This window comes from Sporolactobacillus shoreae (assembly GCF_004684935.1).
Taxonomy (GTDB): domain Bacteria; phylum Bacillota; class Bacilli; order Bacillales; family Sporolactobacillaceae; genus Sporolactobacillus; species Sporolactobacillus shoreae.
Genome location: NZ_SRJD01000028.1, coordinates 20,993 through 31,987 on the forward strand (window position 1 = coordinate 20,993; position 10,995 = coordinate 31,987).

Annotated in this window: 12 protein-coding genes; 5 read left to right on the top strand and 7 right to left on the bottom strand. The window is 44.1% G+C overall.

What is annotated here, in order from left to right; translation table 11 throughout:
• Window positions 1-75: 75 nt before the first annotated feature.
• The 4 genes from E4665_RS16240 to E4665_RS16255 all read right to left on the bottom strand — a co-directional run bounded on the left by E4665_RS16240 (window position 76) and on the right by E4665_RS16255 (window position 2,316).
• Window positions 76-759 carry a hypothetical protein gene (locus E4665_RS16240; protein ID WP_241654926.1) on the bottom strand — a complete coding sequence of 228 codons (684 nt, stop codon included), beginning with the start codon at window positions 757-759 and terminating at the stop codon, window positions 76-78.
• Between the two features lie 57 nt (window positions 760-816).
• Window positions 817-1,110 carry a putative quinol monooxygenase gene (locus E4665_RS16245; RefSeq protein ID WP_135349855.1) on the bottom strand — a complete coding sequence of 98 codons (294 nt, stop codon included), beginning with the start codon at window positions 1,108-1,110 and terminating at the stop codon, window positions 817-819.
• Between the two features lie 76 nt (window positions 1,111-1,186).
• Window positions 1,187-1,555 carry a DUF4064 domain-containing protein gene (locus E4665_RS16250; RefSeq protein ID WP_135349856.1) on the bottom strand — a complete coding sequence of 123 codons (369 nt, stop codon included), beginning with the start codon at window positions 1,553-1,555 and terminating at the stop codon, window positions 1,187-1,189.
• A 17-nt stretch (window positions 1,556-1,572) separates the two neighbouring features.
• Window positions 1,573-2,316 (bottom strand): hypothetical protein, encoded by a 744-nt coding sequence (locus E4665_RS16255; protein WP_135349857.1) that lies wholly within the window; start codon window positions 2,314-2,316, stop codon window positions 1,573-1,575.
• A gap of 1,130 nt (window positions 2,317-3,446) precedes the next feature.
• Here E4665_RS16255 and E4665_RS16260 point away from each other — a divergent pair.
• The 5 genes from E4665_RS16260 to guaA all read left to right on the top strand — a co-directional run bounded on the left by E4665_RS16260 (window position 3,447) and on the right by guaA (window position 9,004).
• Window positions 3,447-4,145, top strand: a complete 699-nt coding sequence (locus E4665_RS16260) for a DUF3298 and DUF4163 domain-containing protein (protein WP_135349858.1) — start codon at window positions 3,447-3,449, stop codon at window positions 4,143-4,145.
• Window positions 4,146-4,433: 288 nt separating this feature from the next.
• Window positions 4,434-5,591, top strand: coding sequence for a cation:proton antiporter (locus E4665_RS16265; protein WP_135349859.1), 1,158 nt, complete (start codon window positions 4,434-4,436; stop codon window positions 5,589-5,591).
• Window positions 5,592-5,612: 21 nt separating this feature from the next.
• The gene (locus E4665_RS16270) at window positions 5,613-5,906 is read left to right on the top strand and encodes a hypothetical protein (RefSeq protein WP_135349860.1); all 294 of its coding nucleotides are present in this window, start codon (window positions 5,613-5,615) and stop codon (window positions 5,904-5,906) included.
• 67 nt (window positions 5,907-5,973) lie between these two features.
• A complete protein-coding gene (locus E4665_RS16275) occupies window positions 5,974-7,254 on the top strand; it encodes an ArsB/NhaD family transporter (protein ID WP_135349861.1) in 1,281 nt (426 codons plus the stop codon).
• A gap of 208 nt (window positions 7,255-7,462) precedes the next feature.
• Window positions 7,463-9,004, top strand: coding sequence for a glutamine-hydrolyzing GMP synthase (gene guaA / locus E4665_RS16280; RefSeq protein ID WP_135349862.1), 1,542 nt, complete (start codon window positions 7,463-7,465; stop codon window positions 9,002-9,004).
• A 101-nt stretch (window positions 9,005-9,105) separates the two neighbouring features.
• Here guaA and E4665_RS16285 read toward each other — a convergent pair whose 3' ends face one another.
• From E4665_RS16285 to E4665_RS16295, 3 genes are read right to left on the bottom strand one after another with little or no spacing between them, the layout of a single operon-like run.
• Entirely contained in the window at window positions 9,106-10,311 is a 1,206-nt protein-coding gene (locus E4665_RS16285; RefSeq protein WP_135349863.1) for a site-specific integrase, read from the bottom strand.
• Between the two features lie 6 nt (window positions 10,312-10,317).
• Window positions 10,318-10,503 carry a DUF3173 domain-containing protein gene (locus E4665_RS16290; protein ID WP_135349864.1) on the bottom strand — a complete coding sequence of 62 codons (186 nt, stop codon included), beginning with the start codon at window positions 10,501-10,503 and terminating at the stop codon, window positions 10,318-10,320.
• 6 nt (window positions 10,504-10,509) lie between these two features.
• Window positions 10,510-10,881 carry a hypothetical protein gene (locus E4665_RS16295; protein ID WP_135349865.1) on the bottom strand — a complete coding sequence of 124 codons (372 nt, stop codon included), beginning with the start codon at window positions 10,879-10,881 and terminating at the stop codon, window positions 10,510-10,512.
• Window positions 10,882-10,995: the final 114 nt, after the last annotated feature.

Genomic DNA, 10,995 nt, shown 5'->3' on the forward strand with positions numbered 1-10,995 from the left:
CTCCCGGGAGATGCCTTGTTTTGATTCTTCAATCACCAAAATGAGAATTGCTGCAAAAAAGTAGCCTATGGATTCTTAATCTCTGTCTCTCCCGTCTTTAATCTGCTGTATGTAGCGATTCATCGCTTCAACGAGCGCGCCTTCGTAGCTGTCCGCGTAATCCTGAAGATCAGAGACGGATGGCGCGCCGTGTTCTCTGGACCACTTTTTGTAGGCATTCAGGCTAAGCTGTCCGGCAATGAACTGGACCAGGGGCACTTTCCATTTATCGCTGTCATAGATCAATGCCGCGTCAAAGCTGAAAGAATTCGCTTCCAGTCGCTTTTTTAATTCAGTAATACTTCCCAGCCTGTTCCGAATGGTACTGAGTGACGGCTTCTTCTCTTTCCTGCTCCTCCACAATTCATAGGAACGCTCGCTGAACGTTCCGCCAAGATCCTGATATGCGTTTTTCAAGGCGATTATCAGTTCATCGTCAGAAAATTGACTGGAGGTCCTGACTGTGGCATTGGGGATCAGCCCCGCCTGAACTTTGGCTTCGTTAAACCCGTGCAGCCGGTGAGCGATCTGTGCGGCTGTCGGATATTCCGAATGGTCCATCTGCCAGTGTAAATAGTCATTTCTTGTGAATGAGAATCCGAGATAATGCGACGCCACCTTCATGGCCTGAATGCACTCCGACTCAGTAAACCACATACGACCGCCCCTTTCTTCAAGAATAGCACACGAAACCCGGTGAAGGGTGTCTTTTGTTTCCATAAAAAAATTCTTCGGAAACCGATCATTTTCCGAAGAACATTCTTAAGCCAGGATCTCTCAGTTTTTTTCTTCTGCAGAGAAAACCTTCACCTGAGTCGGAATCTGAAAAAAGGGTTTAGATCTTAGTCCGAAGCGGACGAAATGCGGTGTCTGATTGTGCGTTTCGACCGCCTGCTCATCCTTCCATTCTTCGACCATGATAAATGTATCCGGCACTGATGTGTCCTCATAGAGATTGTAGCTGATGTTCCCCTCCTCCATCCGGGAACCGACGATCAGTGGCATGGTTTCAGTGATAAATATATCTTTGGCCTCGGGCTTTACTTTGAATAGAGCGTGAATAATAATCATGGCAAGCACCTCCGTATCCATTGTACCCGGCTAGGCAAGAAATAAGTAGGAAAGCTGCTCCGCTTAGGTGGCTGATTCAGGCCTGCTCGTTTGGTAAGGTGTTATTGAGCGGGGCTGCCGGTGCGGAAATCTCTGCTGCCTGCTGGCGGCCAAGCAGCATACCGGCGACGATGATGCTGAACACATTCAAAAACAGTATTCCCGTTGCGAGGAAATAGAATCCCCATCCCGCCGGATGCTTTTTGAGTTTAAATGTGCCGATCCAGTTGAATACCAAGACCGGAATATCGATGATCGCATAAATCAAAAAATAGATAAAAGATCCAAATGAAGTAAAATCCGGTATGGCTAAATAGATCAGTGCGCTGACGGGAAGCCAGAACCACCCAAGGGTGCCAAGAATAACACCAATTAATGAAAGGACAAATTCTGCTGTGCGTTTCATCAACCAGTCCCCACTTTCTACAAATTATTTTTTGTAAACTCTATTGGCACATGGTAATTTATCGAGGTTTGCTTGCTGTCTCCGCAATAGACCTCAAAATAAAGCTGCCCGCTCTTGAGGGATGACGCGCTTGTCTCGGATAGAGGATAGACAACATAGCCCTGATTGGTCGCGCCGCTTTCAATGTCCCCGTCCTGAAAGGAATCCTGTAAATCAAACTGCAATCCCTCGGCGGCATTGATCTGTGTTCCGTCCGGCAAAACAAAATAGCCCTGCCACGGATAGGATGAGGCACTTTCGCCCGCGTGGTTTGTGATGCTTAGACTGATCACGAGCGCGTAGTTAATCGCTGCGTCATTGTCATCCGTCCAGCCAAGTCCTGAGACATCCTCAATTTTTGCATCCGGGATCCGGGTCGTCTGCTGCCCATAGGTGTCCGAATAATTTAATTTCGCCTCACTGATTACTTTAGCTGAGGAATTGTTTATATCGGATGAAGGGTCACTCGTATCCGATGAATCAGGGTAAGACCAGTTATCCTGAAAATCGTGATAACCATGATTTGGGGTAAGGATCAGGCCAATGGCAAGAAGAATGATGCCTAAAAGAAGACCGCCGCCGGATAGTGAGGTTGCAATAACCAGCTCTTTCTTGGGCCCCTTGTTCGCCCCCCTCACAATCAGCATAATCCCAAAAATGATGGAGCAGACAAAACCGGCAAGTGTGATGAAGAAGCTTTGAGAAATCCATGGAGCAAACACGGCTGAACCATCTCCCTGATTTTGCTTTTGTTTTTCTGTTTATGCATGGGATCCTAATGGTGTCTCATTATGATTTAACTGCATGTCTTATTCGCTTAAAAAAGACTCAAGGCGAATCCGAAGCGGATCAAGTGTGAAATGTATCTATTTCCATTTTACAGGTTATGGAAGAAAATAGGAATGAAAATCACCCAGTTTTGCTCCTTTGTTTACGGTAAGGGATACGTCTACACTTGGTCAAGCCCGTATCTAGATTCAATTGAAAATAATTTCTTTATGGTCCCACAGAGTAGGTAGCAGTTGAATCCTACATACGCTTTCATGAAAAAATATTGTATACTGTGATCAAGAAAGATTTAACCAAGGAGGTTTTCATAGTGACAGTGACGAATGTAAGCATTCCTGGCATCATAATTCTCGTTTTGACCATTGCACTGATCTATCTTGCTGTCAAAAGAATTATCAAGAAATACAAATAGTTTCACGGAACCAAAAAAGATTAACACGCCTCTATAAAATTATAAGGAAAATTTTTTCAATTTTGGAAAATATATTTTGACAAGGTTCTGCTATTATCTTCAGGGATTTTTCTTACTTAAAAGAGAACTACTAGACGGGAGTATAAAAGAGGCTTGTATGTTTAATATTTTGTAAAATTGCAGACAAAATGATAGAAATAAGAGTTATCTCCTTGTTAGTTCAAGAGTCATGTGCCTTTTTTCTGTCATGACTTAATACTACCTTCTCTAACTGTTTTATCAATTCGTTCAGAATTGTTTCTAAATAGCCTCGTTTTGCCATTTCAAAAAGCTTCGAAATTTCCAGATCATTTTTCTCAATGAAGTTTTTGATCCTTTTTCAGAGCCCAAAATTTTTATATGAGAATTGAACCGTTTTTCGATAACGTCTAGGATTTCCAGATATTTATAATTTTCAGCAGTAACACGGCTCCGGGGCTTCACAAGAACCAGGTGCCATTTTGCGATCGTTCTGGAACCCTGTCCTTTCAGGTTTGTAGCCACGTATCTAAAACGCGGAATTTGCGCCGTAAATCCTAATTTTTGAATGAGCGACGGAGTTTTGAGTGTTCCGGACATAATAAGAATAGTGTGAAACGAGGAGGGATTGCTATGACGGCGATGCCCATAAAGAGGATTACGGGTTATCTTGCCTTTACTCTGTTTCTGTCACTTTTTTTTGGTTTTGCGGCCAATCCGGCAGAAGCTGAACACATGTCGCCGGTAAAAGTTAAAGTGCAGCAGCTCTCGGAGGGCATCTTTTACCCTGTTGTGACGTCCGGTATCCCGAAGCGCAGTGTTCTGGAGAAAATCAATCAGACCCTTCATTCACATGCGAGGGAAGTTCTGAAGACGGACATTAAATACAAAAAACAGTATGCGCAGGTTCATCTGATCAGCGCGGCAGATCCATACTATGCCAGTACGAGACCGTTCGTCAGATACAACAACGGCCAGATGCTGAGCATCTCCTTCATCGATGAAGCTTATACCGGCGGCGCGCACGGCATGCACTATGAGAAGGTTTATAATTTCAATATCCTTTCAGGAAAAGAGCACAGGCTGAACGAGATCATTAAAGATAAAAAAGAGCTTCAGAAAGTGAATACGTTCGTCAAAAAGCAAATGATTGATTTAAAGGACAGAGGACGCTATGACTTTTTTGTCGACGCGTTTCAAAGTATTGATATCTATAATGGCCAGTTCTATTTTTACGATAAGGGTATTGTCGTCATTTTTCAGGAATATGAAGTGGCGCCTTATTCGAACGGGATCATTCATATGGAGGTGCCTTATACCGTTTTTAAATGAGATTCTAAGATATCGAAAATTTGCCGAAATTAAGCGATTTTTAAGAAATCAGCGTTATTCTTAAGATGTTGAAGCAAGGATAAACTCGCTTCCCCCCTTTTATTCTTATCGAGTCTCAGAAATGAGGCTCCTTTTTTTGTTTGGAAAAGGATACTTGACAGCCTGAGACGGGTTCGGATATGCTAAAGGAAGAAATGAATAACGGAGAGCAAACTGGAGGAGCCTGTCAAACACGGGCTCTTTTTGTTTTGAGGTTAAAGCCCGTGATACATGAATTGGAGGGCAACCATGCAGCTCATAGTCGAACTGGGCCTTATTATACTGGCAGCTAAATTGGCTGGACACTTAAGCACAAGGATCGGTCAGCCCGCAGTTCTCGGCGAACTTCTCGCCGGTATTGTTCTGGGACCGGCGCTGCTCGGCTGGATTTCCGACTCGGAAATAGTTCACTTGATCAGTGAGATCGGCGTGATCCTGCTGATGTTTATTGCCGGGCTGGAGACAGATCTGGAAGGATTGAAGGAGAGCGCGCGGTCGTCATCAGCTGTTGCTGTAGGCGGCATTGTGTTCCCGCTTCTTTTTGGGTACCTTACGGGCGGCATCATGGGTATGGCGCCATCACACTCGATTTTTCTCGGATTGATTCTTTCCGCAACGTCAGTCAGCATCTCCGTGCAAACACTGAAAGAATTGGGCAAGCTGCAGGCGAAAGAGAGTATCACGCTCCTCGGAGCAGCCGTTTTGGATGATGTGATTGTGATCCTTCTTCTCGCTCTTGTGATGAGCGTTTTCGGAGGGGCTGACAGCAACATACTGCTTCTGATCGGGACGAAACTTATTTTCTTTGCTACGGCTATTTTATTTTCCTGGAAGGGCGTTCCGGTAGTCCTGCGTGTGTTGGGTTCTCTCCGAGTCAGTGAGCCTATGGTCAGCGCGGCAGTGATTCTCTGCTTTATGTTTGCGTGGTATGCGGATCTTCTAGGGTTAGCCGGGATTATCGGCAGTTTTATTGCCGGCGTTGCGATTTCCAAGACTTCGTTCAAAGAAAAAGTGGAACACAAAATAGAACCGATCGCCTATAGTTTCTTCACACCTGTTTTTTTCATCAGCATCGGGCTTCATGTGACATTTAAGGGGATCTCCGACCAGATGGGCTTTATTGTGATTATGACTCTTATTGCGGTTCTGACCAAGTTTGTCGGCTCGGGTCTCGGAGCCTGGATGACCGGATATAACCGGCTCTCATCAGCTAGAATCGGAGCGGGAATGGTATCAAGAGGGGAAGTCGCGCTCATTCTGGCTTCGGCAGGGATAGACACTCAGTTGCTGAACAAAGCCTTTTACACACCTTTAATTATGGTTGTACTTTTGACTACACTGATCACGCCGCCGCTTCTGAAGCTTCTGTTCAGAGAGAAAGATGGCGTAATGAAAAAAGAAAACTGATAAGAGCAGGATGTGTCACCGATGGAAAATCTGAGCTATAAAGCTGATGAATCAATGGTCACGATCACCGAGCAGAGGAACGAAAATGACTTTGAATTTCTGATTTCCGCCAGGACCGGGGAGGCGGAGCATCGCCTTCATGAAGTCAGGCTTTTTTTTGAAAGCGATAAAGTGTACACCGATATCCTTTTTTATTCACGTAAAAACCGGGAGTACCAGGTCATTGTTCAGAGGAGTGCCTATGTAGCTTTTGTCGTTCACCTCTTTCAGCTTCATCTGATTCAGTCAGTGGCCTGGAAAGGCGAAGAAATTTAATTTTTTGAAGAATCGGAGCGTACGGCTCCATGATTATTTCCTTATTCTGAGAAGGGACAGGCATATTATGGATCACGAAGCGTTGATCGCAATTATTGTATTCATCATGGCATATGGGTTCATTATTTCCGAAAATATACATCGGACAATTATCGCAATTATTGGTGCTCTGGCACTGATTTTTCTTGGGGTAATCAATCAGGCAGCAGCCATCCGTTTTATCGATTTTAATACAATTGGATTACTGATCGGCATGATGATTATCGTTTCCATCACTGCTCGGACAGGCCTGTTCAAATTTGTTTCAATTCGGGCCGCGCAAAGTGTCAGCGGGCGTCCGATTTCTTTGCTGATCGTTTTTTCACTGATCACGGCTTTTGGTTCCGCTTTTCTTGATAATGTAACCACAGTGCTGCTGGTCGCACCGGTAACGTTCAGTGTTGCGAGACAGCTGGATCTTTCGCCGGTGCCTTTTCTGATGTCTGAGATTTTTATGTCCAATATCGGAGGAACGGCGACAATGATCGGCGATCCACCGAACATCATGATCGGCAGCGCGGTCAGAAGCCTCAGTTTCATGGATTTTATCACAAATCTAGGACCTGTAATCCTGATCATCACAGCGGCCACGCTCCTATTTTTGTGTTTCTATTATCGTAAATCACTTCGGAGCAACTCTGAAATGCGGGCAAGGCTCGCTGACCTGGATGCTGGAGATGAAATTACAGATCCGGTGCTGCTGGTTCAATCGTTGGGTGTTCTAATACTGACAGTCGCCGGCTTTTTCTTTCATCAGCGGCTTGAGGTGGAGACAGCGACAATAGCCCTGGCCGGAGCGTTTCTCCTGCTGTTGCTGACTGGCGGACGATATCTGGAACAGGCACTGAGTGGTGTGGAATGGAGTACGATCTGGTTTTTTGTTGGCCTGTTCATTCTGGTTGGGGGGCTGGTGGAAACGGGCGTGATCACCCGTCTGGCTGCTGCAGCGCTTAATCTAACGGGTGGCGGAACGGTGTCGACTACATTTTTGATCCTGTGGATGAGCGCGTTCGCCTCATCTTTTGTGGACAATATTCCGTTCGTCGCCACGATGATTCCGCTGATTAAGGACATGGGCGCGATGGGGCTGAACAATCTGGAGCCCCTGTGGTGGAGCCTGTCGCTTGGTGCCTGCCTCGGCGGGAACGGCCTCTTGATTGGTGCCAGCGCCAACCTCGTTGTGGCCGGACTCGCTGGAAAAGAAGGACACCCGATCACGTTCATCCGTTTTATGAAAGCCGGGATACCCGTCATGATCCTATCTATCGTGATTTCAACGGTTTATATCTATCTAAGGTATTTGATCTGACGGGTTGATGAACACTGTTTTCATTGTTAAAATAAGAAAAGTAGTTCAATTTGTTGAACGTTGATGAATAAGAGTGTATTGTGTGTAAAACAGAAACTGGAAGCCTTTTGGCCTCCGGCTTTTTAAATGGATGATATCTTACGGACACTGAGAAAATCAGGGACAATGTGCCTGTGGAACAACAAAGAAGATGGGGTGGGACAGAAGGATGGCAGAACCGAATAACTTGATTATCGTTATGGACTTCGGCGGTCAGTACAACCAATTGATCGCAAGACGTATTCGCGACTTAGGCGTATACAGTGAGTTGTTTCCGCATACGCTGACCGCGGAACAAATTAAAGAAAAAAATCCTAAGGGGATTATCTTCTCAGGCGGACCCAATAGTGTCTATGACGATGGAGCCCCTGACTGCGATCCAGCTATTTTCGACTTGAATATTCCAATTCTGGGGATTTGTTACGGATTGCACTTGATCAGCAAGCACTATGGTGCAAAGGTTGAACGCGCGACTCATCGAGAATATGGGAAAGCAGACATCACGGCGAACACAGATAATTTACTTTTCCAGGGACTCCCTGCTACTCAGACGGTCTGGATGAGCCATGGTGACCTGGTCAAAACACTTCCTGAAGGTTTTGTTATTGAAGCAAGCAGTGAGTCTTGCCATGTTGCTGCGATGGCCAATCCAGCGGAAAAAGTCTATGCGGTTCAGTTCCACCCGGAAGTGCGCCACTCCGTCTATGGCAACGAACTGCTGAAAAACTTCGTTTACTCGATCTGCGGTGCGGAGAAAAGCTGGTCGATGGAACACTTTATTGACGAGCAGGTCGAGAAAATCCGCGAAACGGTCGGCGACCAGAAAGTGCTTTGCGCGCTGAGCGGCGGTGTGGATTCATCGGTTGCGGCTGCACTCGTTCACAAAGCGATCGGTGACCAACTGACCTGTATTTTCGTTGACCATGGCCTGCTTCGCAAAGGTGAAGCAGAAGGTGTTGTGGCTACGTTCAAAGACCATTTCCATATGAATTTTATCCATGTTGACGCGAAGAAACGCTTTTTGGACAAACTGGAAGGTGTCAGTGATCCGGAACGCAAGCGTAAAATTATCGGCAATGAATTTATTTATCTCTTTCAAGATGAAGCCAATAAACTCGAAGACATTTCCTTCCTTGTGCAAGGTACGCTCTATACGGATGTTGTGGAAAGCGGTGCGGGCGGTTCGTCTCAGAACATTAAGTCGCACCACAACGTTGGTGGCCTGCCGGAAGATATGAAATTTAAATTAATCGAGCCATTGAATACACTGTTTAAGGACGAGGTGCGCAAGCTCGGCACCGAGCTCGGCCTGGCAGACGATATCGTCTGGCGTCAGCCGTTCCCAGGACCGGGGCTCGGCATCCGCGTACTCGGCGCGATCACTGAGGACAAGCTGGCGATCGTCCGCGAATCAGACGCCATCCTGCGCGAAGAAATCAAAAATGCCGGCCTCGACCGTGACATCTGGCAGTACTTCACCGTCCTGCCGAACATCCAGAGTGTCGGCGTCATGGGCGACGGACGCACGTATGACCACTGCATCGCGATCCGCGCGGTCACCTCAATCGACGGCATGACCTCCGACTGGGCAAGGATTCCTTGGGAAGTCCTTGAAAAAATCTCAACCCGGATCGTCAACGAAGTAGAGCACGTCAACCGTATTGTGTATGACGTGACATCTAAGCCGCCGGCAACGATTGAGTGGGAATAAACAAATAAAGTCTGGGAGCCTTTGATAAACAAGGGTTTCTAGACTTTTTTTATTATTTGATAGCACTTATGATAGCATTCTTTATACCAACGTTCTAAAGTTCATTGAGTATCTTTAGTGTTCTTAGAATGATTATACTGAAAAGACTGATTTCCTTGGAATTTGGTCTTTCTTTCACTGGACGTATTAATTTTGATAAGTCCGGTTAATTTATTTGCAACTTCAAAATTTGTATTGGTATATAGATGACCATATATGCCCAGTGTGGTTTTTATGTCCTCATGTCCTAAACGTTCTTTAACAATAAGAGGGTTAGCATTTTGTTCGTTTATTAGAAGCGAAGCATGTGAATGGCGTAGCCCTTTTGGTTGTATCTCTTTTACACTAGCTAGTTTGGCATGCCGCTTTACAATCCGGTTTATCGTTGACTTCCATGTTGGATTGCCATTGTAGGATAAGACAAAGTCAATCTTTCCGAATTCTTCCTGTTTTGCTTTCCAATTTTTAAGTATTTCAATGGTATCATTATCTAGAGCAATGGTTCTACGTCCTGCTTTTGTTTTTGTCGGGCCAAATTCCCATGAGTCTTTATTTTTTAAACGCAAGCTATATTGAACGGAAATTGTTTTGTTTTCCAGATCGACATCTCTATCCCATAACAAAGCAGTGCCTTCATTAACTCGCAATCCGGTCATAAAATACAACCAAACGATGACAAAAGAATAGTGGTCATAGTAATCGCCTAAATCAAAGGTCGTCAATACCTTTTCGAATTCTTCCCTTGACCAGAATTCAACTCTTACCTTTGCTTTGGGAATAGTCCCTACTCGTTTAACTAAATTATGCTTCAGCATTCCCAAATTTTTAGCCATTTCTATTGTTTGTGAGAACATACCATATACAGCACGTGCATAGGCTTGGGAATAGTTTTTGGTAAGATTATTTTTAAAACGTTGAATTTCCATTGCCGAGATATCTGCGGGCTTTTTTTTACCAAAGTAATTTTTTATCTTTTGAAGAACACTTTGTCTATTTTCATAGGTTGTGATCTCGACTTTCGCTTTATAATCAGGAAGAAAAATTTCATCTATGAATGTTTTATAGTTCATATCCGTATTAGATAAAATGCCTATATCCTGCGCATCTTTAAGTAATTCAATTCTTGCTTCATAGGCATCTCTTTGGGTATTAAATCCACGTTTCATTTTTTGAATTCTTTTCCCAGTTGCAGCATCAAAACCAAGCGAGGCGTAAAAATACCATTTCTTTGTTTTCTTATCTTGATACACGCCGTTTATCTTAGCCATTTTGAGTCACCCTACTTTTGTTCCAATGATCATTTCAACAACTTCACGAGGAACACGGCCAAGACGTTTGTTATTATATAAGGTGTATCCTTTTTGCACCATAATAGCTTTTGCTTGTCGAATAATTCCTTGTGCTGTAGATTTTGGATAGCCAAGTGCTATTAAAGTCTCTTTGCTGATTACATTTGACAAATTCGATCACACCTTTCTTGGTTTTACCTTTGTATATCGAACGGGTGTTTCAATCCAATCTTCACCCATTTTTTGTTTACGCATAAACTCTTTCTGATAGAGTACCTTATCATTTGAAAAATTCATGGGCTTCTCATGATAAAAGAATTTAACATCTGGTTCTTTTAAATTTTTGGAGCGAAAAAAGCGTTTTTTGTTCAGAAATTTTATTAATGATGCTAGATTATCCAGATTTTTTGCAAAATACTTGCTTAGGTAACGTCCTCGGTTATCTTTCGAATCAGCATCAACTTTTTGGATATTAACAGCACCATTTCCCCAGATGTTTACCAAATCTTTATGAGGGATCTTCGGAACATTAAAAACCTGCATTCCCATATAGTGTAACGATAATCCTACTTAAAACTGCCGAAAACACTTATATACAGCGGTTTTTTTATTGACTTTATCCTCGTTACATATTATAATATATGTAACGAGGAGTTGGCAGCC

Bases quoted from the DNA above. Each gene is read 5' to 3' on its own strand.
- E4665_RS16285 (WP_135349863.1), bottom strand. From the start codon at position 10,311: ATGGCTAAGATAAACGGCGTGTATCAAGATAAGAAAACAAAGAAATGG.
- E4665_RS16295 (WP_135349865.1), bottom strand. From the start codon at position 10,881: ATGGGAATGCAGGTTTTTAATGTTCCGAAGATCCCTCATAAAGATTTG.
- E4665_RS16245 (WP_135349855.1), bottom strand. From the start codon at position 1,110: ATGATTATTATTCACGCTCTATTCAAAGTAAAGCCCGAGGCCAAAGAT.
- E4665_RS16240 (WP_241654926.1), bottom strand. From the start codon at position 759: ATGGAAACAAAAGACACCCTTCACCGGGTTTCGTGTGCTATTCTTGAA.
- E4665_RS16250 (WP_135349856.1), bottom strand. From the start codon at position 1,555: ATGAAACGCACAGCAGAATTTGTCCTTTCATTAATTGGTGTTATTCTT.
- E4665_RS16275 (WP_135349861.1), top strand. From the start codon at position 5,974: ATGGATCACGAAGCGTTGATCGCAATTATTGTATTCATCATGGCATAT.
- E4665_RS16270 (WP_135349860.1), top strand. From the start codon at position 5,613: ATGGAAAATCTGAGCTATAAAGCTGATGAATCAATGGTCACGATCACC.
- E4665_RS16265 (WP_135349859.1), top strand. From the start codon at position 4,434: ATGCAGCTCATAGTCGAACTGGGCCTTATTATACTGGCAGCTAAATTG.
- guaA (WP_135349862.1), top strand. From the start codon at position 7,463: ATGGCAGAACCGAATAACTTGATTATCGTTATGGACTTCGGCGGTCAG.
- E4665_RS16260 (WP_135349858.1), top strand. From the start codon at position 3,447: ATGACGGCGATGCCCATAAAGAGGATTACGGGTTATCTTGCCTTTACT.